The organism is Streptomyces sp. NPDC040545 (assembly GCF_055595065.1).
In genome coordinates this window covers 667,806-689,970 of record NZ_JBVIWA010000002.1, presented here as the reverse complement: position 1 = coordinate 689,970, position 22,165 = coordinate 667,806, and the positions used below count along the sequence as shown (strand labels likewise).

General features: G+C 70.5%; 21 protein-coding genes and 2 pseudogenes. 6 read left to right on the top strand and 17 right to left on the bottom strand.

Features of this window, described 5'->3' with window-relative positions:
* Positions 1–38 precede the first annotated feature (38 nt).
* From ACZ573_RS07970 to ACZ573_RS07925, 10 genes are all read right to left on the bottom strand, one after another.
* Positions 39–1,172: a hypothetical protein gene (locus ACZ573_RS07970; RefSeq protein WP_471300569.1), complete on the bottom strand. Its 1,134-nt coding sequence runs from the start codon at positions 1,170–1,172 to the stop codon at positions 39–41.
* Positions 1,173–1,353: 181 nt separating this feature from the next.
* The gene (locus ACZ573_RS07965) at positions 1,354–3,105 is read right to left on the bottom strand and encodes an FAD-dependent oxidoreductase (RefSeq protein ID WP_471300566.1); all 1,752 of its coding nucleotides are present in this window, start codon (positions 3,103–3,105) and stop codon (positions 1,354–1,356) included.
* Complete coding sequence (locus ACZ573_RS07960; protein ID WP_471300562.1) at positions 3,105–3,368, bottom strand: UBP-type zinc finger domain-containing protein; 264 nt, start codon at positions 3,366–3,368, stop codon at positions 3,105–3,107. Before ACZ573_RS07960 ends, ACZ573_RS07965 begins: the two co-directional genes overlap by 1 nt.
* Before the next feature lie 70 nt (positions 3,369–3,438).
* Entirely contained in the window at positions 3,439–3,897 is a 459-nt protein-coding gene (gene trxA, locus ACZ573_RS07955) for a thioredoxin (RefSeq protein ID WP_471300559.1), read from the bottom strand.
* Positions 3,894–6,533 (bottom strand): ATP-dependent chaperone ClpB, encoded by a 2,640-nt coding sequence (gene clpB / locus ACZ573_RS07950; protein WP_471300556.1) that lies wholly within the window; start codon positions 6,531–6,533, stop codon positions 3,894–3,896. The genes trxA and clpB overlap by 4 nt, the downstream gene beginning before the upstream one ends.
* The gene (locus ACZ573_RS07945; protein ID WP_471300551.1) at positions 6,524–6,931 is read right to left on the bottom strand and encodes a chaperone modulator CbpM; all 408 of its coding nucleotides are present in this window, start codon (positions 6,929–6,931) and stop codon (positions 6,524–6,526) included. Before ACZ573_RS07945 ends, clpB begins: the two co-directional genes overlap by 10 nt.
* Positions 6,931–7,878, bottom strand: coding sequence for a DnaJ C-terminal domain-containing protein (locus tag ACZ573_RS07940; protein ID WP_471300549.1), 948 nt, complete (start codon positions 7,876–7,878; stop codon positions 6,931–6,933). The genes ACZ573_RS07945 and ACZ573_RS07940 overlap by 1 nt, the downstream gene beginning before the upstream one ends.
* Before the next feature lie 6 nt (positions 7,879–7,884).
* Positions 7,885–8,493, bottom strand: coding sequence for a nucleotide exchange factor GrpE (locus tag ACZ573_RS07935; RefSeq protein WP_471300547.1), 609 nt, complete (start codon positions 8,491–8,493; stop codon positions 7,885–7,887).
* Positions 8,494–8,501: 8 nt separating this feature from the next.
* On the bottom strand, positions 8,502–10,403 hold the full coding sequence (gene dnaK / locus ACZ573_RS07930; RefSeq protein WP_471300544.1) for a molecular chaperone DnaK: 1,902 nt from the start codon (positions 10,401–10,403) through the stop codon (positions 8,502–8,504).
* 52 nt (positions 10,404–10,455) lie between these two features.
* Entirely contained in the window at positions 10,456–10,626 is a 171-nt protein-coding gene (locus ACZ573_RS07925; protein ID WP_471300541.1) for a hypothetical protein, read from the bottom strand.
* A 346-nt stretch (positions 10,627–10,972) separates the two neighbouring features.
* On the opposite strand from ACZ573_RS07925, the gene ACZ573_RS07920 reads away from it, so the two are divergent.
* A complete protein-coding gene (locus ACZ573_RS07920; protein ID WP_471300538.1) occupies positions 10,973–12,805 on the top strand; it encodes a PucR family transcriptional regulator in 1,833 nt (610 codons plus the stop codon).
* A 667-nt stretch (positions 12,806–13,472) separates the two neighbouring features.
* A pseudogene (locus ACZ573_RS07915) lies at positions 13,473–13,768 on the top strand (ATP-binding protein); the annotation flags it as partial.
* A 178-nt stretch (positions 13,769–13,946) separates the two neighbouring features.
* Here the strand turns inward: ACZ573_RS07915 and ACZ573_RS07910 are convergent.
* Positions 13,947–14,045: a hypothetical protein gene (locus ACZ573_RS07910; protein ID WP_471300671.1), complete on the bottom strand. Its 99-nt coding sequence runs from the start codon at positions 14,043–14,045 to the stop codon at positions 13,947–13,949.
* A 289-nt stretch (positions 14,046–14,334) separates the two neighbouring features.
* Positions 14,335–14,535, bottom strand: a pseudogene (locus tag ACZ573_RS07905) (LysR family transcriptional regulator); the annotation flags it as partial.
* A gap of 248 nt (positions 14,536–14,783) precedes the next feature.
* On the opposite strand from ACZ573_RS07905, the gene ACZ573_RS07900 reads away from it, so the two are divergent.
* Complete coding sequence (locus ACZ573_RS07900; RefSeq protein ID WP_471300535.1) at positions 14,784–15,206, top strand: hypothetical protein; 423 nt, start codon at positions 14,784–14,786, stop codon at positions 15,204–15,206.
* A complete protein-coding gene (locus ACZ573_RS07895; protein ID WP_471300532.1) occupies positions 15,203–15,643 on the top strand; it encodes a cupin domain-containing protein in 441 nt (146 codons plus the stop codon). The genes ACZ573_RS07900 and ACZ573_RS07895 overlap by 4 nt, the downstream gene beginning before the upstream one ends.
* Positions 15,644–16,086: 443 nt before the next feature.
* On the opposite strand, the gene ACZ573_RS07890 is transcribed toward ACZ573_RS07895, so the two are convergent.
* Both ACZ573_RS07890 and ACZ573_RS07885 read right to left on the bottom strand, forming a co-directional pair.
* Positions 16,087–16,446, bottom strand: a complete 360-nt coding sequence (locus ACZ573_RS07890) for a nuclear transport factor 2-like protein (protein ID WP_471300529.1) — start codon at positions 16,444–16,446, stop codon at positions 16,087–16,089.
* A 24-nt stretch (positions 16,447–16,470) separates the two neighbouring features.
* On the bottom strand, positions 16,471–17,256 hold the full coding sequence (locus ACZ573_RS07885) for an SDR family oxidoreductase (RefSeq protein ID WP_471300526.1): 786 nt from the start codon (positions 17,254–17,256) through the stop codon (positions 16,471–16,473).
* 95 nt (positions 17,257–17,351) lie between these two features.
* On the opposite strand from ACZ573_RS07885, the gene ACZ573_RS07880 reads away from it, so the two are divergent.
* Positions 17,352–17,879 carry a winged helix-turn-helix transcriptional regulator gene (locus ACZ573_RS07880; protein ID WP_471300523.1) on the top strand — a complete coding sequence of 176 codons (528 nt, stop codon included), beginning with the start codon at positions 17,352–17,354 and terminating at the stop codon, positions 17,877–17,879.
* Positions 17,880–18,084: 205 nt separating this feature from the next.
* On the opposite strand, the gene ACZ573_RS07875 is transcribed toward ACZ573_RS07880, so the two are convergent.
* The 3 genes from ACZ573_RS07875 to ACZ573_RS07865 all read right to left on the bottom strand — a co-directional run bounded on the left by ACZ573_RS07875 (position 18,085) and on the right by ACZ573_RS07865 (position 21,353).
* Positions 18,085–18,468, bottom strand: a complete 384-nt coding sequence (locus ACZ573_RS07875; RefSeq protein WP_471300520.1) for a zinc-binding dehydrogenase — start codon at positions 18,466–18,468, stop codon at positions 18,085–18,087.
* Positions 18,447–19,007 (bottom strand): NADP-dependent oxidoreductase, encoded by a 561-nt coding sequence (locus tag ACZ573_RS07870; RefSeq protein ID WP_471300517.1) that lies wholly within the window; start codon positions 19,005–19,007, stop codon positions 18,447–18,449. Before ACZ573_RS07870 ends, ACZ573_RS07875 begins: the two co-directional genes overlap by 22 nt.
* Before the next feature lie 510 nt (positions 19,008–19,517).
* Positions 19,518–21,353 (bottom strand): glycoside hydrolase family 15 protein, encoded by a 1,836-nt coding sequence (locus ACZ573_RS07865; RefSeq protein WP_471300515.1) that lies wholly within the window; start codon positions 21,351–21,353, stop codon positions 19,518–19,520.
* Positions 21,354–21,405: 52 nt separating this feature from the next.
* Here ACZ573_RS07865 and ACZ573_RS07860 point away from each other — a divergent pair, with 52 nt between their 5' ends.
* The gene (locus tag ACZ573_RS07860) at positions 21,406–22,005 is read left to right on the top strand and encodes an alpha/beta fold hydrolase (protein ID WP_471300667.1); all 600 of its coding nucleotides are present in this window, start codon (positions 21,406–21,408) and stop codon (positions 22,003–22,005) included.
* Positions 22,006–22,165 lie beyond the last annotated feature (160 nt).

The following is a 22,165-nucleotide window of genomic DNA, read 5'->3' as shown; positions in this document are numbered from 1 at the left end:
GGGCCCGGACGACCACCAATCACCGACGCATCTCCGACTCAGGTCACCAGCTGGTCACCGTGGTCGCCTTGGAGCATGTGGCGACGTTCCTCTTCGCGCGTGGAGTAGGCGGCTGCGCGGATCGCCTCGTCGCTCTCCAAGCCTGATCCCAGCGCGCCGGCCACCGTGGCGACCGAAGCGACGAACCAGGACAACGTCAAGTACTCCGTGGCGTGCAGCGGGGTTCCTGTCATGGAAGCGAACACTCGGTCGTTGAGGATGAACAGCGCCCACACCAAGTTGATGACCATCAGACCCACGTAGCAGACGAGCGCCCCGATACCGACGGTGAGGACCGTCGAGGTGTTGTAGAGCCGCGCCCTCTGCCTCGCCTCCGGCGAGCCCTCTGTCGATCGATGCCATAGTTCCCCGTCCACGATCAGCCAGCCGATCATGAGCCCGACGGACCCGACCATGGCGATCACGAGGCGTGGCGCGCTCAGGGCCCCGGAGAGGCTCCAGGTGGTGGAGTCCAGGGTGGCGATCGCCCCCGTGGCGAGTGCGGCCGCCAGGGCTTTCGACAGGCCCGATACCAACCGCCAGGGCCGGTTGGCGCGGACCATACCGGCGAGCACCCGCAGGTAGCCGCGCGGCCCGCTGACGACGTATCGAAGATCGGCAGTCTCCTCGTCACCGACCTTGCCCCGGTGGATGGGCGCGAGACGACCGGCGAAAGGTCCCAGAAGCGGCTGGCTCTGCGGAAGCTCCTCAGCCCCAATGGTCTGCGGACCCGCCAAGCCGAGCACGGCTTCTTCCACGGCCCGCCGAGCCCTCGTCTGCAGCCGCAAGCCCCCCAGGGAAGGAAGGGACAGCAGCGCCAAGCCGTGTTCGTGACTCAGATCGACTGCGATCCTGCGCCCGTGTGAGTGCAGCGGAAGGTCGGTGAGGGCCACGACGATGTCCCAGTTCTCCGTACTTCCGCGGTCCATGATCCGGCGCATCAAGGTGGGCGGGTCCTCGGTCCCTGAGCTGAATGGCTCACTGACCACCTTGACGTCGAACCTCCGCCCCGTGCCCGCCTTTTCGGCGAGCCGATCAGGAAGTATCCGGGCGATGCGTCGCGCGATGTCCGTGGGCGCGTCCGGATCCGCCAGGAGAGCTACGACCGTAACGCCCTGCGACGACACCGGCACGACCGGACCATCCTCCTCGGCTGCCCCTCCACGATTGCAAGGGTTCACAGGATGCCCCGGGGTATAGCCGAAGCCCCGGTGACACGCTGTTCTTGCGGGTCACCTTCATGGGCTGCTCGTCGACCATGAACGCCGGGGCCGTCCGAGCGAGGAGATCGCTCGGGTGCCGTCAGGGGCAGGGTCAGCGCGAGGACACGGACCCGCCCGCTACCGGCCGACGTCCCTCGGAGCCGGCGGTGACGAGGTTTCCCCTCCTTTCCCGGTGCTCGTGCACGAGGCGGATCGCCATGGCGCCTTCGCCGGTCGCCGAGGCCACCCGTTTCACCGAGCCGCTTCTGACGTCGCCCGCGGCGAAGACCCCGGGAAGGGTGGTCTCCAGCAGCATCGGATCGCGGCCCAGCGAGGCCCACCGGTTCGCGTCGGCCACGGCCCGGGCGTCGGCGCCGGTGAGGACGAAGCCCTTCTCGTCCAGGGCCAGCACGCCCCCCAGCCATTCCGTGCGCGGCCGGGCCCCGATGAACACGAACAGCGCCGCGGCCTGCAGCTCTCGGCGCTCATTGCTTGCGTTGTCCTCCACCGTCAGCGACTCCAGCTGCTCCTCCCCAGCGACGCCCCGTACTTCGGTGTGGAGCGACACCTCGATCTTGGGGTGCTGTTCCACCTGGTCCACCAGGTAGCGCGACATGTCCGCGTGGAGGTCGCTGCCCCGGACGAGGAGGTGGACCCTGGACGCGTGGTGGGCGAGGAACAGCGCCGCTTGCCCGGCGGAGTTCCCGCCGCCGACCACGGCGACCGGGTCCGCCCGGCAGAGGCTGGCCTCGTGGACCGTCGCCGCGTAGTAGACGCTGATGCCTTCCAGGCGGTCGATGCCGGGCACTTCGAGCCTGCGGTACCGCACGCCCGAGGCGAGCACCACGGCGCCGGCCCGGGCCCGGGACCCGTCTGTGAAGGTGACGACGTACTCATCGTCCTGCGGGGTGAGCGCGCTGACCTCTGCCGGCACCATGAGGCGGGCGCCGAACTTGTGGGCTTGGAGTACCGCACGTTCGATGAGTTCGCCCCCGGAGATGCCGGACGGGAAGCCGAGGTAGTTCTCGATGCGGGACGAGGTCGCGGCCTGGCCTCCGGTGGCCACGGCGTCGACGGTGACCGTGGTGAGGCCGTCGGAGGCACCGTACACGGCGGCGGCGAGTCCTGCGGGGCCCGCACCGACCACCATGACGTCGCACCGTTCGTTCTCGGGCGAGGGGGCGGGCAGCCCGATGAGCCGGGCGAGTTCGACGTTGCTCGGATTGCGCAGGAGCCGCTCGCCCTTCCACAGGACCACCGGAGTCTCCTCGGGACGGATGGCGAACCGGCGCAGCAGCGCCTCGGCCTCCTTGTCCTTCTCCAGATCCACCCAGCGGTGGGGCAGCCGGTTGCGGGCGGCGAACTCGCGCAGCCGCAGCGTGTCCCGTGAATAGCACGACCCCAGGATCCGGAAGCCGGCGCCGAGGCCGATGAGCAGGTACCTGCGGCCCAGGTAGGCGCGGAGGATCAGGTCGCCGAGGACGGGGTCGCTGCCGACCAGGGCGCGTTGCCGCTCCACCGGTACGGCCAGGATCTCGCCGGCCTCGCGCACCACGGCGGTGTCGAAGGCCGCATGGCCCTCCAGCAGCCCGAGTTCGCCCAGGAACCTCCCGGGTCCGTGGACCGCCACCGTCCGCTCGTCGGGACCGCCCTGGTCGTGGAGGATCTCGACGGTCCCGCTGAGGATCGCGAGAAACTCCCGGAACGGCTCGCCCTCGCGGTACAGCACCTCGCCCTCGGTGGTCCTGCGGCGCTCACCGTGCGCGGTCAGGTCCTCCAGCTGCTCCGGCGAGAGGCGCGGGAACGCCCCGTACCGGTCAGGTGTCTCGCGGACCGCACCCTTCTTGTGCTCGGCCGTGCTCATCAGACCAGGACCTCGTGAACGTAGCACCAGCGCCAGTCCTCTCCCGGCTCGAAGGACTGCACGACGGGGTGACCGACGCTCCCCGCATGCCGTCTGGCGTGCTTGAGGGGGGAGGAGTCGCAGCAGCCGACGTGCCCACAGGTGAGACAGAGGCGCAGGTGCAGCCACGGGGAATGCTCCCTGAGGCACTCCTCGCAGCCCTGCGGGGTACGCGGCGTCACTGGGCGCACCATCGCCAGGTGCGGGTCGGGAATCGTGGCCATGAGGGTTTTCCTTCCGTGAATGGGCCTGATCGGCCGCGGCCGGCGATGGTCTTCCTCATCACCGTCGCCTTCACCCTCCAGCAGTGGTCTGCCGGCCCGCCATCGCCTGCTCGACCCACGAGCGCAGGACGTGCGCGGGTGCCGCGCCGGCCTGCCGGGCGACCGTCTCGCCCTGGTCCAGGACGAGCAGGGTCGGCACCGCCTGCACCTCGAACCGCCGGCTGAGCCGTGGGCTCTGGTCGATGTCGACCTTGACGAGCTTGATGCGTCCGGCGAGGTCCCGGGCGACCTGTTCGAGGGCTGGGCTGACCATGCGGCAGGGGCCGCACCAGGTGGCCCAGAGGTCGACGACGACGGGCACCGTGGCGTTGTCGGCGACCTCGGCGAAGTCGTCGTCGCCCGCGTCGACGACCCAGGGCAGGGGCTGCTTGCAGTGGCCGCATCGGGGCCGTCCCTCGGCGGCCACGGGAATCCGGTTGCCGCGCCCGCAGTTCGGGCAGGTCACCCTCGTCGTCCGGGTGGTGTTCACGCCGCCCTCGCTTCCCGGTCCCCCTCCTGCTGGTCGTAGGTGACCACCAGCTCTCCGTGCTCGGCGTCGACGCGCACCGTCGCGCCGTCCTGGACGTCGCCGCGCAGCAGCGCGCGCCCGACCAGCGTCTCGACCTCGTGGGAGATGTAACGCCGCAGCGGCCGGGCCCCGTACACCGGGTCGTAGCCCTGGTGGGCGATCACCTCCCGTGCAGCGTCGGTGAGTTCGACGGTGATGCGGCGCTCGGCGAGCCTCCGCCGCAGCTCGTCGAACTGCAGCTCGACGATCCGCTCGATCTGCCGCTCACCGAGCGGCTTGAACAGCACGATGTCGTCGACGCGGTTGAGGAACTCCGGGCGGAAGTGCCCGCGCAGCTCGCCCATCACCAGGGCGCGGGCGTCGGGCTTGATCTCACCCTCGGCGGTGGCGCCGTCGAGGAGGTGCTCGGAGCCGATGTTGGACGTCATGATGATCACGGTGTTGCGGAAGTCGACGGTGCGGCCCTGGGAGTCGGTGATGCGACCGTCATCGAGCATCTGCAGCAGCGTGTTGAAGACATCGGTGTGCGCCTTCTCGACCTCGTCGAACAGGACGACCGAGTACGGCTTGCGGCGCACGGCCTCGGTGAGCTGGCCGCCCTCCTCGTAGCCGACGTATCCGGGCGGTGCGCCCATGAGCCGGCTGACGGTGTGCCGCTCCTGGTACTCGCTCATGTCGAGGCGGACCATGTTCTCCTCGGAGTCGAACAGCGTCCGGGCGAGGGTCTTGGCCAGCTCGGTCTTCCCGACGCCGGTGGGGCCGAGGAAGATGAACGAGCCGATGGGGCGGCGAGGGTCGCGGATGCCGGAGCGGGCACGGATGATGGCGTCGGTGACGAGCTTGACGGCCTCGTCCTGGCCGATGACGCGCTCGCGCAGGATCTCGTCGAGGCGCAGCAGCTTCTCGCGTTCGCCCTCCTGGAGGCGGGCTACGGGGATGCCGGTCCAGGCGGCGACGATCTCGGCGATCTCCTCCTCGGTGACGACCTCGCGCAGCAGCCGGTTCTGCCCTTGTTTGACGGCCAGTTGCTCCTCCTCCGCGGCGAGCCGGCGCTCCAGGTCCTGGAGGCGGCCGTAGCGCAGTTCGGCGGCGCGGTTGAGGTCGTAGGCGCGTTCGGCCTCCTCTGCCTGTTGGCGGACCTGTTCCAGTTCCTGGCGCAGTTCCTGCACGCGGCGGATCGCCTGCCGTTCGGCCTCCCACTGGGCGTGTTTGGCGTCGGCCTCCCCGCGCAGGTCGGCCAGTTCCCTGCGCAGCTCCTCCAGGCGTGTTTTGCTGGCGGGGTCGGTCTCCTTGGACAGGGCGGCATCCTCGATCTCCAGGCGGGTGACGCGGCGGGTGATCTCGTCGAGTTCGGCGGGCATCGAGTCGATCTCGGTACGCAGCCTGGCGCACGCCTCGTCGACGAGGTCGATGGCCTTGTCGGGCAGGAACCGATCGGTGATGTAGCGGTGGCTGAGGGTGGCCGCGGAGACCAGCGCGGTGTCCTGGATCTTCACGCCGTGGAAGACCTCGAGGCGTTCGCGCAGTCCTCGCAGGATGGAGATGGTGTCCTCCACGCTGGGCTCCTCGACCAGGACCTGCTGGAAGCGGCGTTCGAGGGCGGCGTCCTTCTCGATGTGCTTGCGGTACTCGTCGAGGGTGGTGGCGCCGATCATGTGGAGTTCGCCGCGGGCGAGCATCGGCTTGAGCATGTTGCCCGCGTCCATGGCTCCTTCGGCGGCGCCTGCGCCGACGACGGTGTGGAGTTCGTCGACGAAGAGCAGGATGCGCCCTTGGGCGGCGTTCACCTCGGACAGTACGGCCTTGAGGCGTTCCTCGAACTCGCCGCGGTACTTGGCGCCGGCGACCAGGGAGCCCATGTCCAGGGCGAACACCGTCCTGTCGCGCAGGCCCTCGGGGACATCGCCGCGGACGATGCGCTGGGCCAGGCCCTCGACGATGGCGGTCTTGCCGACGCCGGGGTCCCCGATGAGGACGGGGTTGTTCTTGGTCTTGCGGCTGAGGATCTGGGTGACGCGGCGGATCTCCGCGTCACGGCCGATGACCGGGTCCAGCCGCCCGGACCGAGCTTCGAGGACGAGGTCGCGGCCGTACTTCTCCAGAGCTTCGTAGGCCACTTCGGGGTTGGCGGAGGTGACGCGCTGGTTGCCGCGGACCTGGGTGAGCGCGTTCAGGAACGAGTCCCTGGTGATGCCGGCCTGTTTGAGCAGGCGCCCGGCGGCGGTCGATGAGCTCTCCTCGGCCAGGGCGAGCAGGAGGTGTTCCACGGACACGTACTCGTCCTTGAGGCGTTTGGCCTCCCGTTCGGCGGCGTCGAGCAGGTGGGCGAGGCGCTGGGTGACGAAGACCTGGCCGGGTGCCGCGCCGGGGCCGGTGACCTTCGGGCGGCGGGAGAGTTCCTCGCTCACGGCCTCGCGCAGTGCCTTCGGCTCCCTGCCGGCCTGTTGCAGCAACCGCGGGATCAGACCGTCCTCCTGATCGAGAAGTGCGAGCAGCAGGTGTTCCCCGTCGACCTCGGTGTGCCCCATGCGGCCTGCCGCGGTCTGGGCTTCTTGCAGGGCTTCCTGGGACTTCTGGGTGAGACGGTTCATGTCCATGGGGGTGTTTCACTCCTCGTGCCGCGGCCGCGCAGGGCGGCTTCGAGCAGGCTGATGCGGTCGAGCAGGTCGAGCACCAGACCGATGGATGCGTAGTTGAGGCAGAGTCCGGTGCGCAGCCGCTGGATGCGGGCGAGGACCGCCGGGGCCGCGGGGTCGAACACCAGGTGCCCCGCGGCGTCGCGTTCGGCGTCGATCAGGCCGAGTGCGACGAACCGGCGGATCAGGTCGGGGTGGAGGCCCGAGCGACGGGCCACGGCGTCGAGGGAGAGCCTGGGAGCGGGCACGAGCGCGTACCGGACGGCCGTCGAGGCGGTGAGGTCGGCGCCCGTTCGTACCGGACGGCTGCCCACGCCGGCCCGGCCGGGGCCTGCCGCTCCCGCGGGTGGTTCGTTCATCACGTCCTCCTGGGGTCGTACGAGGAGGCGGCGGCGAGCTCCTCGAACAGTTCGCGCTCCCGGTCGCCGAGGGTGGGTGGCACCACGATGCGGAGTTCGGCGTACAGGTCGCCGTTCGCACCGCGCGGGTTCGGCATGCCCTCGCCGCGCAGCCGCAGCCGCCGGCCGCTGGACGAGCCCGCGGGCACCGTGACCTTGGCCGTGCCGCCGCCGGGGGTGGGCACCGGCACGGTCGCACCCAGGGCCGCCTCCCAGGGGGCCACCGGGACCTGGACGTGCACGTCGCGGCCGTCCAGCCGGAACCGGGGGTGGGGCTGGATACGCACGCGCAGGTACAGGTCGCCCGCGGCGGCGTCACCACTGCCCCGGCCGCCCTCGCCCGCCAGCCGGATGCGCTGCCCGTCGGTGACGCCCGGCGGCACGTCGACCTCGTACCGCCGCGGCTGCCCCGTGGGACCGGCGAGCGTGACGGTGCGACGGCCGCCTCGGTACGCCTCCTCGACGGTGAGCGGCAGTTCGGCCTCCTGGTCCGCGCCGGGGACGCTCCCTCGGGCGGCGCCGGCTCCGAACATGGAGCCGAACAGGTCCTCGATATCGATGCCCTCCGCTCCGAAGTCGTCTCCGAAGCCGGCGTACCGGACCCGAGGACCGCCCCCGCCCGCGGTCGTCCGATCGCGGAAGCCGCCGCCCGCTCCCGCCGCGACCCGTTCGTCGAAGTCCTCCGGGATCTTGCGGAAATCCTCGCCGAAGCGGTCGTAGCGGGCCCGGGTCTTGGGATCGGACAGGACGCTGTATGCCTCGTTGAGGTCCTTGAAACGCTCTTCCGCCCCTGGGTCCTTGTTGACGTCGGGGTGGTGCCTGCGGGCGAGTTTGCGATACGCCTGCTGGATCTCGTCCTGGCTCGCGGACCGCGACACGCCGAGGACCTCGTAGTAGTCCCGCGCCATGACCGGTCACTCCCGCTTCGCGACGGTCACGGCGGCGGGCCTGAGCTGCCGCTCGCCGTCCCCGTAGCCGGGGCGCAGTACCTCGACGACCGTGCCCGGTGGGGCGTCGGGGTCCTGGACTACGCCGACCACCTCGTGCCGGGCCGGGTCGAAGGCGACGCCGGTCTCCGCGTGCCGCGGGTAGCCGAGCAGTTCGAGGACGTTCACCGCTTGGTCGCGTACGGCCCGTACGCCCTCCACGATCGCGCCGGAATCCGCTCCGGCATGGGCCAGGGCGAGTTCGAGGTTGTCGAGGACGGGCAGGAAGGCGGCGGCCGTACGGGAACGCTCGACCGTCCGCTCCCGCTCCAGTTCCCTGGCGTGACGCTTGCGAAGGTTGTCCAGGTCGGCGAGGGCGCGCCGCCAACGGTCCTCCAGTTCCCGGATCGCGGTCGTGTACTCGTCTTCGGCAGCCGCGGGGCCGGCGGCATCGGGTCCCGGTTCACCGTTCGCCGCCTCGGGCCGGGACGGGCCCGGTTGGGGCAGATCCCCGCGAGGAGGGCCTCCGGCGCCTTCCGGGACCGGTTCGACCGGATCCGGCGCGGCCCGGTCGGGTTCCTGGGGGTAGGTGGGCATGGCGCGCCTCAGCCCTTGTCGAACTCGGCGTCGATGACATCATCGTCACCGCCGCTGCCACTCGTGGGACCGCCGGTGGCGGCGTCCTGGGCGGGACCTCCTCCCGTAGCGGCGGCGCCCTGATGGGCCGCCAGCCCGGCGAGCACCTGCTGGAGTTCGGAGGTCAGGGGCCGCACGCGCTCGACGCCCGCCTCTTCCTTGACCGCCGCCCGGGCGTCGGACACGAGCATCTCGCCGCGTGCCTTCTCGTGCGCGGGCGCCGCGTCGCCCAGTTCGGCGAGACGCTTCTCGGCCTGGTACGCGATGGCGTCGAGTTCGTTGCGGGCGTCGACGGCCTCGCGGAGTGCCTTGTCCTGGCCCTGGTTGCTTTCGGCTTCCTGGACCATGCGTTCGACCTCGCTGCGGTCCAGGTTGGAGCTCTCGCTGATGGTGATGCCCTGTTCCTTGCCGGTGTCCCGGTCACGGGCCTTGACCTCGAGGATGCCGTTGGCGTCGATGTCGAAGGTGACCTCGATCTGTGCTTCGCCCCGCGGCGCCGGCCGGATGTCGGTGAGCTGGAACCGGCCCAGCACCCGGTTGTCGGCGGCCAGCTCGCGCTCGCCCTGGAGGACCACCACGTCGACGGCCGGCTGGTTGTCCTCGGCGGTGGAGAAGGTCTCGCTGCGGCGCACCGGGATGGTGGTGTTCCGCTCGATGATCTTCGTCATCACTCCGCCGCGTGTCTCCACGCCCAGCGACAAAGGGGTCACGTCGAGCAGCAGGACGTCCTTGACCTCACCCTTGAGCACCCCTGCCTGGATCGCGGCCCCCAGGGCCACGACCTCATCGGGGTTGACGCTCATGTTGGGTTCCTTGCCGCCGGTCAGCCGGCGGACCAGAGTCTGGACAGCGGGGATGCGGGTGGATCCGCCGACGAGGATGACCTCGTCGATGTCGCTCTCGCCGACCTTGGCGTCGGCGATGGCCTGCTGGACCGGTCCCAGGCAGCGCTCCACCAGGTCGCCGGTGATCTGCTCGAACGTGGACCGCATGATCGAGTCGGTGAGGTGCTTGGGCCCGGCGGCGTCGGCGGTGATGAACGGCAGGCTGACCTGCGTCTGCGTCACCGAACTCAGCTCGGTCTTGGCCTTCTCCGCCGCCTCGAACAATCGTTGCAGCGCCTGCGCGTCCTGGCGCAGGTCGATGCCGTTCTCCTTCTGGAAGTCGTCCGCGAGGTGATCCACCAGACGCCGGTCGAAGTCGTCGCCGCCCAGGTGACTGTCGCCGGCGGTGGAGCGCACCTCCACCACGCCGTCGCCGACGTCGAGGATGCTCACGTCGAAGGTGCCGCCGCCCAGGTCGAAGACGAGGACGGTCTCGTGCTCCTTCTTGTCCACGCCGTACGCGAGGGCGGCCGCCGTCGGCTCGTTGATGATCCGCAGCACCTCCAGTCCCGCGATCCGTCCGGCGTCCTTGGTCGCGGTGCGCTGGGCGTCATTGAAGTAGGCGGGCACCGTGATGACCGCCTCCGTGACCCGCTCCCCGAGCTGCTTGGAGGCGTCGTCGGTGAGTTTGCGCAGCACCTGTGCGCTGATCTCCTCAGGCGCGTACAGCTTGTCGCGCACCTTGAAGCGGGCGGCTCCGCCGTCGCCCTCGACGACGTCGTACGCCACCGCCCTGGCCTCGTCGGAGATCTCGTCGAAATGCCGGCCGATGAACCGCTTGGCCGAGTAGATGGTGCCCTTGGGATTGAGGATCGCCTGGCGCCGGGCCAGCTGGCCCACCAGCCGTTCCCCGGTGTCGGTGAAGCCCACCACGGACGGTGTCGTGCGGTTGCCCTCGCTGTTGGGCACGACGGATGGCTCTCCGCCCTCCCACACGGCGATCACCGAGTTGGTGGTGCCCAGGTCGATGCCCACTGCCTTGGCCATGAGGAACTCCTCCCGGTACGGCGCCTGCGCCGACTGTCCGGATCACGTTCGTTCAGGTGCGGGTGGGACCTCTGCCAGTGGTCTGCAGCCCGCCGATCAGCCCTGCGGCCTCGTCGGAGACCTCCTCGTCCACGACGACCTCGTACCGGCTCGACCGCATCGAGGCAGAGCGAGGCGACAGGACGAGGAGCAGGGCGGAGACGACGGGGTCGAGCCGTTTCACAGGCCGAACAGCCGGCCGGGCAGGACACCGGGGCCCTCTCCACGGGAAACCCGTGGCCGGAGAGGTGGTCAACGGCGCGTGCGGCTTCCCGGTACGTCTGGTACGAGGCAACCGGCCTGCGGAGCTGCTCGGTCACCGCCCGGCCCTACCTGCAGGTGCGACGGACGGTTTCGAACACTCCCCAGGGTGGCGGGCCGAGTGGCTCCACGCCTGCGCCTGGCGAGTCACAAACGCACGGGTCCGGTCGCCCCACCAGTACGAGAGGGAGAATCCGAACATCCCGTATGAGCCGGGCCGACCAAGCACCACCGCTCGCCTGTAGGCTCGAAGAGAGGGGAGTGATCCCATGGCCGGCAGTCGGGCGCACCACCTGTACCGCCGCCGCTGCGACCAGGAGAGCAGCCTTCCGCGGGGCAGCGGCGGGCGGCTCCCCATCGCCACGCGGAGAGGGTCTCTCCCACCCCGCGGCAGCGGGCGGCACGCCACGGCCGCGCGGCGAGGGCCCCGCCCACCCGCTCCGACCCCGGCCGACCGTGTCCCCCACGCACTGATGGTGCTCTCCAGCGCCCTGTTCGACACCCTGGACGAAGGCCGGATCCTGAGGCTGGCCATGGACCACATAGCCGCCGCAGGGCCTTACAGCGCCGAGGCCGGATACCTCAAGGTGGACGGCGACCTGGTCCCCAGCCCGCGGAACGGGCAGGTCCATGCCTTGGCCGTGGACCGGAGGGTGCGGGAGCTGGCCGGTGAGGACGGCCCTGTGACCGTGCCCGGCCGGCCCTGGGGCCGGGCCCTGGGGCTACGCGGGCTTGAGAGGCTCCACGGCTACCTCGTGGTGACGTCCCGCTCCCGGCCCACCGAGGCCGAGCGCTCCCTGCTCGCCACGCTCGTGCGGCACACCGGCGCCGCACTGTCGGTCGCCTTCGCACACCGCCGCCGACGCGAGGACGCGCGGGAGCTGCACCGGCTGAGGGAGGAGCGGACAGCCCTCCAGGGTCGGCTGATCTCCGTCGTGGCCGAGCTGGGGTACCAGCGAGCCGTTCACACGCTCATGGCCGACGTCGCCGCCTCGGGCGGCGGCGAGGAAGCCCTCACCCGCGTACTGCACGGGCTCACCGGACTCCCCGCGCTGGTCGAGGACCGCTTCGGTCGGCTGCGGTCCTGGACCGGTCCCGACCGCCCCGACCCCTATCCCGAACCGGACCCCGTGCGACGGGACGAAATGCTGTCCGCCGTCGCCCGTCGGGCCGGGCCGGTGCGGATGAAGGACCGGCTGGTCACCCTGGTCCGCCCGCACGGCGAGATCCTGGGCGTGCTGGCCCTGGTCGACGTCCGGGGCGAGGCCGACGAGCACACCGTGCTCGCGCTGGAACACGCCGCCGCGTCGCTCGCCCCGGAGCTGGCGCACCTGCGCGATCTGGCCGAAGTGGAGTCGAGGCTGCACCGCGAGCTGGCCGACGACCTCCTGGCAGGGACGGACGAGGCGAGCGCCTACGCCCGGTCCGAGGCAGTCGGACACGACCTGCACCGCCGCCACTACGTCGTCGTGGTGCAGTGGTCGAACCGGACCGCGGACGGTTCCTTCGCGCAGACCGTGGGCCGGGCGGCCTCTGCCGTGGGCATGCACTCGCTGCTGACCCGGCGTTCCGACCACGTGGTCCTGGTCGCCGATGACAGGCCGCACGCCCGCGCGCTGTACGAGGCGCTCGTCCGGGAGACCGGAACACGGTCCGGGACGATCGGGGTGAGCGCCCCGAGCGACTCCCTGGACGACATCCCCCACCGCTACCAGGAGGCGCAGCGCGCCCTGGAAGTGCGCCGCCACTCCCGCGAGCACTACGGCACGACGTTCTTCGACGAGCTGGGCCTCTACCGCATCCTGGGACCCGGCAACGATTACCGGGAACTGGAGACGTTCGTCCACGAGTGGCTCGGCCAGCTGATCGACTACGACTCCCGGCACCACACGGCCATGGTGGAGACGCTGTCCCAGTACTTCGACTGCGGCGGCAACTACGACGAGACCGCCGAATCCCTCGCGATCCACCGCAGCACGCTGCGCTATCGGCTCCAGCGCATCCGCAACATCAGCGGCAACGACCTCGCGAACGTCGAGGACCGGCTCAACCTCCAGGTGGCGACCCGAGTGTGGAAGATCGTGCTGGGCGAACACGGCTGATGCCCCGGTGGAACGGTCGCACGGGCGGTGCCGGCAGCAGTCGCCGCGCTGCACGCCGTCATCCGCGCGGTCCGGGCGACCACGAAGACATCGCAGTACTCATCGCCCGAGCCTGCGGGCTCCGACCCCCACATTGCGGCCACTTCGCCGCCTTCCCCGAAGGCCGAGCGCGCGGCGGGCACATTGCCGAGCAGGGCATGCACCTCGCCCAGCGCGAGGGCCAGCGGGGGTGCAGAAGGCGGTGGTGGCGGCCGAACCGAGCTGGTTCCGCACCGCATGCAGCAGGGGGACGAGCGCGGCTGCCGCCTCGGTGTCGCCGAGCAGACAAGCCAGTCGGGCGCGGGCTCCGAGGCGTACCCCGTAGAAGTGGTCCTTCACGGGATGCGGATCGAAGCGGATCGCGCGTGCCTCCTCGAACCTGCCCTGGAGAGCGAGGACCAGTGCGAGCGCTTCTCCCCCGCGTGTGCCCCAGGCAGCTGCCACCGTACGGGCCAGCGGTTCGATCTCCGCGACCCGGCCCTGGCTGAGCCGGATCGTGATCAAGCCCCGTGAATGGAGGTCGGCGGCGCGCGGGGCGTTGTGCCGGACCAGCCGCTCCCGTACCTGCCCGTAGAGGTCCTCCGCTTCGCGGAACCTGCCCGGGCGTGGGCGAGCATGGCCAGCGTGGAAAGGCCTGCCTCTCTGCCTGATCGGCGACTCCGGCACCGGCAAGTCCCACCTGCTGATCGCCCTCGGCACCGAGGCCGCAATGGCCGGCTACCGGGTCAAGTACGTCCTGGCGACCAAGCTGGTCAACGAGCTCGTCGAGGCCGCCGACGAGAAGCAGCTGACCAAGACCATCGCCCGCTACGGCCGCGTCGACCTTTGTGCATCGACGAACTCGGCTACATGGAACTCGACCGCCGCGGCGCCGAACTCCTCTTCCAGGTCCTGACCGAACGCGAGGAAAATTCGGCTCGGGCGCGGGTCGTGGCGAGGCGGTCACGCCTCGGCCGGCCAGCGGACCGCTGCCAGACGCCACGTGAGGTCGGAACGCGCTGTGACCTCCTGGCCAGCCCACGTGCTCTTAAAACTGAGCAACATTTCACAGCTGTCAGGCCACTTGCTGCTGCCAGGACCCACCAACATTCGCTCTTCGTTTTCACCTGGAGCCAGCCGGCAGTACGGCTACGCGGGGCTCGCGGAAGAGCGGGCGCAGCTCCAGACCGCGATGGTCGACGGGCAGCCGTACGAAGCTCACGTCGAGAACGCCCTCGTGCACCCCTTGGACCTGGGTCGCCCCATGAGGTGCGCACCACCCGCACGCTCAGCTCGGGATGCCGGGCGGCGAAGGCGCGCACCGCGCCCGTCACCGTGATTCCGGGCATGAAGCCCATCGTGAACGCCGAAGATCCGTGGGCGGCCTGCTGGACCCGGCGGCACAGAGCCTGCGCGCCGGCCAACAGCGGGTGCGCGTCCTCCAGCAGTTGACGGCCGGCGTCCGTCAATTCGGTGGTCCGCCTGTTTCTGGTGAACAGCTCCGCGCGCAGCTCCTGCTCCAGCGCGCGGATCTGCCGGGACAGCACCGGCTGCGTGATGTGCAGCCGCTCGGCGGCCCGGCCGAAGTGCAACTCCTCGGCCACAATCACGAAGTAGCGCAGCTTGCGCAGATCGACATCCACGACATCTCCCACCGTGCAGACGCTCCGTCCCAGCCTAGTTCCTCCGGACCGAGTCGTCGGGGAGATCATTTGCGCAGTGTTGGCCAGGCTTCAAGGCCTGGCGGCGCGTCGCGGACTCGGCCCCGGCAGGATCCGGCGGGGCCACGCTGATGGCTTCGAAACGTTGACGGGTCTGTCATACGGGCACGGCTCCCTTACCCCGAAGGGCTGTCACGCCGACTCCCGCGCCGAGGCCGCCGTGCAGCATTGCGGCACACAACACCCACCGGGTACAACGGACCGCAATCCAATGCCGAACGGATCGAGAGTTCAACACCGTGACCATCCGACGTGCGGGTTCCTACGTGTCGCTGCCCGCAGACGGCCGGGTTTCCTTCGCTGCGAACTCGGTCGACGTCACTGCCGCCCCGCCCCCGGAGGACAGGCCCCACCTCCTGCACCGCGCTGACCGGCGCCTGTGCGACGCACCCGCCCCGAAGGCGGTGCTCCGCCAGGACGCGGGCGAACTGACCGCACATCTCGGACCCGACCTGCAGGCCCGAGTGTTCGTCTCCACCAAGACGCGCGGAGACGTAGCCACCGGCGCCTGCGCCGTCGCCACCGGGACCGCTCCCCTGGGGCTGCGCCCTGCCGTGGCCGACACCGTCCTGGAGGAATCCGGACTCCTCCAGGACCACTACGAGCGCTACGGTCCGCCCACCGCCCGGACCGTCGTCCCGACCGGAGGCTGCCACCGATGACTTCCCGTCCCGAGACCGCCCGCGCCCTCGACCTGGAACCCCACCCCGAGGGCGGCTGGTACCGCAGGATCTACACCGCTCCCTTCACCGTCCCGCATCCGGCGGGCCGCGGTCAGCGGCCGTCGGCCACCCTCATCCACTTCCTGCTGGCACCGGAGGAACGGTCCCAGTGGCACACGGTGGCCAGCGACGAGATCTGGCTCTGGCGCGACGGCGGCCCCCTCGCCCTGTACGTCAGCCCGCCGGGACCGACACCGACCACGGTCACCGAGTACCGCCTGGGATCGCACCGTTCCCCCGGCACCGAGCAGCAGGTGTGTGTGCCCGCCGGCCACTGGCAAAGCGCCTGCCCCGTCGGCGACGAAGAGGTCCTGGTGAGCTGTGTGGTGACACCCGGGTTCGACTTCGCCGACTTCACACTCCTCGAACCGACTTAGGGGGGCAAGGCTGCCCTCGTCCGTCCGTCCGTCCGGCATCACGCCTTGGCGTTGTACTTGGAACCCGGCTACGACGAGATCTCCCTCTTCGGGTGTACAAGACCGGCGGCCGCCGGCAGTCCGATCGCACCTCGATCCGGCCGCCGCCGACAGCACCCGACGCGCGAGGCCGTGAGCGGCATCCACAGCTCACGGCCTCGGCTGATCTCGGCCCTAGGGCACGGGACAACGTACTCGATCACCGTGTGGGCACTCAGAGAGAATAGGTCGCTACGCAATGTAGCAGCGGAGGTCGGGGTGCCCCGCCGAACGATCATGCGAATCACGCGTCCGGCGTTGGCGCCGCGGCGCTCGCACCGCTACTGACGGCCCGGCCGTCTCGATGAGTTCGGGAGGTACGCTGCCGCGACCGCCGAGGGCCGGAAGGAGAACGCCCAGGCGGATCAGGGTGCGATGACCAGGCGCTCGATCAGGTCGTCGCGGAGGCTGAACTGATAGCGGAGGTCGACACTGCCTCCGGGGAAGTTGCCTTCGAGGTGATGTGTGGCGACGTAGTGGGCCGGATCGATCTGCTGCGCATCGGTGAGCTCGATGGTGTAGGTGAATTCGGTGGCGGAGCGGTTCAGCCACCGTTCGATCGCGGTGATGCCCTGGTGCGTCCTGCCGTCGTCGGTCACGGTGGCGTCGCTGGTGAAGGCGGTGACTGCGGTCGAGGTGTCGTGGTCGTGGTGGGCCCGCAGGTAGCGGGTGATCGTCTTGGGCAAGTCGCTCGGGGCGATGGTGTGGGGCTGATGGCTCGGCATGACGGTCCTCTCGGCTGTGGCGGCTCAGACGGTGGGGGTGGTGCCGCCGTCGATGACGTGTTCCGCGCCGACGATGGCCGAGGCGCGGTCGGAGACGAGGAAGGCGACGAGTTCGGCGACTTCTTCCGGTCGGTTGGGGCGGCCGAGGGGAATGCCGCCGAGCGAGTCCATGAGCCGGCCCAGGGCGGCTTCCCGGGTGACGCCGGACTCCTGGGCGATCCTGGCGACCAGGTTGTCTGCGGCGGCGGTCTGGATGAAGCCCGGTGAGACGGTGTTGACGCGGACGCCGTGCGGGGCGACCTCGTTGGCCAGGCCCTTGCTGTAGGTGGTCAGCGCCGCCTTGGCCGCCGCGTAGGCCAGGGTGCCGTTCCACAGGGGCATGCGGCGCTGGATCGACGTGACGTGCAGGATCACGCCCCTGCCGCTCGCGATCATGCCGGGCAGAAGCCCTCGGTCCAGGCGGACCGCGGCCAGCAGGTTCACGTTGAGCTCCTTGGCCCAGTCCTCCTCGCCGAGCGCCGCGAATCCGCCGGCCGGCGCCTCGGAGCCGCCGAGGGTGTGGACCACGACGTCGACACCTCCCAGGCGTGCCACCACTTCGTCGATCACCCGGTCGGTCCCGTCGGAGGTCGACAGGTCCGCAGCGACGAACGACTTCTCCTCGACCTCCTCGGGGCGGCTGCGGCCGGTGACGAGCACGTCGGCGCCGGCCTCGGCGAGCCGTCGGGCAATGGCGGCTCCGGTGCCCTTGGTGCCGCCGGTGACCAGGGCACGGCGGCCTTCGAGTGATTCGCTGACGGGGCTGGTCATGGTGTCTTCCGATCTCTGACGTGCGCGTACGGCACGACACTCGGTTACTGCTAAAATAGAAGCAACTAACTTCGACTTTAGCAGTAACCGAGGGGATGGTCACCGTGGCGAGCCGCATCAGGCTGGAGGACCGGGAGTGCCCGCTGTCCACGACGGTGGAACACGTGGGTGAATGGTGGACGCTGCTGATCCTCCACGACGCCTTCGACGGCTACACCCGCTTCGATCAGTTCCAGGAGAACCTGGGCATCTCCTCGAGCATGCTCACGGCCCGCCTGAAGAGTCTCGTGACGGACGGGTTGCTGGAGCGTCGTCCCTACCAGACCAACCCGGTCCGCCACGAGTACGTACTGACCGATCTCGGGCGCTCCCTGCGCCCGGTGATCGTCGCCCTGGCCGCGTGGGGCAATTCCCGGCTGGAACCGCACGAACGCAGCATGATCCTCGTCGACGCGGAAAGCGGCGAGGAGGTCCAGCCCGTGGTCGTCGACGCCGGGACCGGCCGCCGGCTCGACGACAGCCGTGCCTACGTCTTCGCAGCGGGCCCTGCGGCCAGCGACGCCATGCGCAGCCGCTACGCCCACCAGCAGCCACTGCCGGTGGCCCCAACGACGGGTACGTAAGCGGGCCAAGGGCGTCGCCCGCACCCCGGGCCATCGCGCGGCTGCTAGTGCTGTGACCGGGAAGGTTCACCGGGTCACGACGCCCGGCACGGCGCCTCGCCGCGTTGTCGGACCGCGCAAGTACGTCCAGTACGAGCCGCGGTCCTCCGCCTTGCGATCCACCGCACCGGACGACGCGACCCGGCAAACCTTCCCGGCCACAGCACTAGGGCCTGAGGACGATCTTGCCGTGGGTGTGGCGGCGTTCGAGCTCGGTGTAGGCCTCGCGGACTTGCGCCAGTGGGTAGACGTTCGCGATCGGCACCTCGAGGTGTCCGTCGGCGATCAGGCCCGCAAGCTCGGCGAGCACCTTGGCGCCCGGCCCGGCCGCGACCCCTCCGTCCGTCTTCACCCCGTGCTTGTCGGCGGCCGCGAAGTCGGCGATGGTGTCGATCCGATCGGTCGCGACGCCGAGGGCGAGGGCCAGCTCGACGTATCCGTCGCCGAAGGTGTCGATGAAGGCGTCCACGCCGCCGGGCGCGGCGGCTCTGATGCGGTCCGCGACGCCCTCGCCGTACGCGACCGGGATCACGTCGTGGCCCTCAGCCACTCGTGGTTGCTCTCGCTCGCCAGGCCGATGACCGTGGCCCCGGTACGGCGCGCGAGCTGGACGGCGAGCGAGCCGACTCCCCCGGCGGCTCCGGAGACGACGACGGTCTCGCCCTCCTCGGGCTGGACGGCGTGAACCGCCCCCCACGCGGTGACGCCGACGACGTACAGACCGCCGGCCACCTCCCATGAGACCTTCTCCGGCTTGCGCGTGAGGTCACCGGCCTCGGCCAGGACCAGCTCGGCCTGGGAGGCCCGCTTCTGGCTGAAGCCGATCACCTCGTCGCCGGGCGAGAATCCGGCAGCCCCGGAGCCGGCCTCCTCGACGACGCCGGCGAGGTCGCTGCCCTGCCCGGACGGGAACGTCGACGGGAACATGTCCGCCAGCGCACCCGTGCGGATGACCGCCTCACTGGGGTTGATGCCGGCCGCTTTCACGCGTACGAGAACCTGCCCGTCCTCGGGCACGGGGCGTGCCACCTCGTCGACCCTCAGCACGTCGATCCCGCCGAACTCGTCGTATCTGACCGCCTTGGGCATGGTCTCTCTCCTTCGACTCGCCGAACCTGACGGGTGTGTGGGCTACGCCCGCCGGAGTTCAAGCACGTGAATGCTGCGGGTTCCGGCAGTCTGTCGTTCGTACTCGGCGAAGCCGGGGTAACACCGCGCTTGCTCGGCGTAAGTGCGGTCGCGTTCGGCGCCGGTCGGTTCGCGAGCGGTCACCGGGTAGGTCGCGGTGCCGCGTTCGACGGTGCCCTTCACCGGAGGCGGTCAGATTGCGGTACCGATCCGGGTGGGTGGGTGTCCGCCCTTGGCTGTCGCCGGCGCGGCCGCCGAGCAGGAGCAGGCCGCCGAAGGTGACCGCGCAGGCGTTCACCACCCACTCCAGGCCGCTGCCGGAGAAGCCGGGCGCCTCCTGGATGTCGGGGAGGGCAACGTGCACGATGGTCGCGTCGAGCACGACCATCAGCTGAGCGGTGGCGATGACCAGCAGACCCGGGCCGAGGCGGCGGTCCGGGCCGCCACCGCCGGCCCGGTGGTGATGCTGCGTCAGCCCAGCGCGCGGTCGAGGTTGAAGGCGGCGCTGATCAGCGAGAGGTGGGTGAAGGCCTGCGGGAAGTTGCCCAGCTGTTCGCCCGTCGGACCGATCTCCTCCGCGAACAGGCCGAGGTGGTTGGCGTAGGTGAGCATCTTCTCGAAGGCGAGCCGGGCCTCCTCCAGCCGGCCCGCGCGGGCCAGCGCCTCCACGTACCAGAAGGAGCAGATCGAGAAGGTGCCCTCGGGTCCGTGCAGGCCGTCCGGGCTGGCGGTCGGGTCGTAGCGGTACACCAGCGAGTCGGAGACCAGGTCCGCGGTGAGCGCGTCCAGGGTGGAGAGCCACTTGGGGTCGGTGGGCGAGACGAACTTGGCCATCGGCATCATCAGCAGCGACGCGTCCAGCACGTGGCCGTCCAGCCCCTGGACGAACGCCCCTCGCTCGGCCGACCAGCCGCGCCGCATGATCTGCCGGTAGATCGCGTCCCGGGATTCCCGCCAGCGGTTCAGGTCCGCCGGCAGACCGCGGCGGTTCGCCATGCGCATCGCGCGCTCCAGCGCCACCCAGCACATCAGCCGCGAGTACACGAAGTTCCGCCGGCCCGCCCTGGTCTCCCACACCCCCTCGTCGGGCTGGTCCCAGTGCTCGCACAGCCAGTCCACCACGGCACCGACCTCGTCCCAGCGGTCACTGCTGATCGGCTGCCCCCACTTGTCGTAGAGGTAGACCGAGTCGATCAGCGCACCGTAGATGTCCAGCTGGAGCTGGCCGGTGGCGGCGTTGCCCACCCGGACCGGTGCGGAGCCGAGGTATCCCTCCAGGTGCGCAAGCTCGTATTCGGGCAGGTCGGTGCGGCCGTCGATGCCGTACATGATCTGCAACGGACCGGTGTCGCTCTTGCCCCGCAGGATGCCGCGCTCGGAGATGAACCCCATGAACGCCTCGGCCTCCGAGGTGAAGCCCAGGCGCAGCATCGCGTAGACGCAGAAGGCTGCGTCGCGGACCCAGACGTAGCGGTAGTCCCAGTTGCGCTCGCCGCCGATCTGCTCGGGCAGGCTGGTGGTCGGAGCGGCGACGATCGCACCGGTCGGCGCGTAGGTGAGCAGCTTGAGCAGCAGCGCGGAGCGGTTCACCATCTCCCGCCACCGCCCGTGGTAGCGCGAGCGGGCCAGCCAGTGGCGCCAGAACCGGACGGTCGCGTCGGCCTGCTCCTGCGCCTCGGCGCGCGGGCACGCCCGGGGCGGGAAGCCGTCGCCGATCCGGTCGAGGGCGAACACGTGGGACTCGCCCTCCAGGAGCTTGAAGTGCGACCACACGTCCGGGCCGTCGGCTTCCAGGGGTGCGGTGGAGGTCAGCGCGAGCGCCAGTGACGGGGAGCGGAACACCGCCGTGTGGCCTTCGAGGTGCGTGGTGTGCGCGTCGGCGCCGTAGCCGAAGCGGGGGGCGATCCGCGCCCTGAACGGGAGGGTTCCGCGGACGCAGATCACCCGCCGGATCAGCCGGTGCCGGGCCGCCTCGCGGGATTCGTCGACCACGGGCATGAAGTCCTGGATCTCCGCCACGCCGTCCGCGGCGAAGAACCGTGTGATCAGCACGTTCGTGTCGGGGAAGTAGAACTGCCTGGTGCGGGTCGGCACCTCCGCGGCCAGCTCGAACGACCCGCCCCGGTCGGCGTCGAGGATCGACCCGAAGACGCTGGGCGCATCGAAACGCGGGCAGCAGTACCAGTCGATGGTGCCGTTCGTGCCCACCAGCGCGGCCGTACGAAGATCGCCGATCAGGCCGTGATCGGAGATCGGGATGTAACGGCCGCCGTCCACCTGTTCAAAACCAGCCGTGTCGAACGCCATACCGGCCTCCCTGCCGCTGCGGCCCGGGCCAGGAGATGAAACCTTGCTTTCCATGCTAGACCGCCACTCGAGGCGCGGGTTTGACGCAGCCGTGCGGACCCTCGGCGTCGAGCAAGCGGCACTGATCGCCTCCTCGTACGGCGGACGCGTTGCCTTGGAGATCGCCTCACGCCGTCCGGACCGGGTCTCCGCCATGGCGCTGGTGTGCTCCGGACTGCCCGGGCATGAACCCAGCGATGAGCTGCGCGCGTTCGGCGAGCGGGAGGACGCGCTGCTCGGGGCGGGTGACATCGCCGGGGCGGTGGAACTGAGCGTGGACACCTTCCTGGGACCGGACGCCGGGGACGCGGTCCGGGATCAGGTACGCGAGATGCAGCGGCGTGCCTTCGAGGTACAACTGGCCGCCCCCGAAGGGGCCGGGCGGAACAGCGTGGACATCGACCTGTCAGCGATCAAGGCACCCGGCCTCGTGCCTTCGGGCGGCCGCGACCTGACGGACTTCCGGCAGATCGCGGCCCGACTGCCGGAGCTGCTCACCGACACCCGCCGCGTCGAACTGCCCTGGGCCGGCCATCTCCCCAGCCTGGAGCGGCCTGCCACGGTGACGGACCTGCTGATCGGCTTCCTGCACGAGACGGTTCCTGTCAGCTGAGCAGGCACCTGGTGTCCGGTCGGGCCGCCCACGCGAGGCGGCGTCCGGCGCGAGGCGGCGTCCGCGCGAGGCGGCGTCCGCGCGAGGCGGCGTCCGCGCGAGGCGGCGTCCGCGCGAGGCGGCGTCCGCGCGAGGCGGCGTCCGCGCGAGGCGGCGTCCG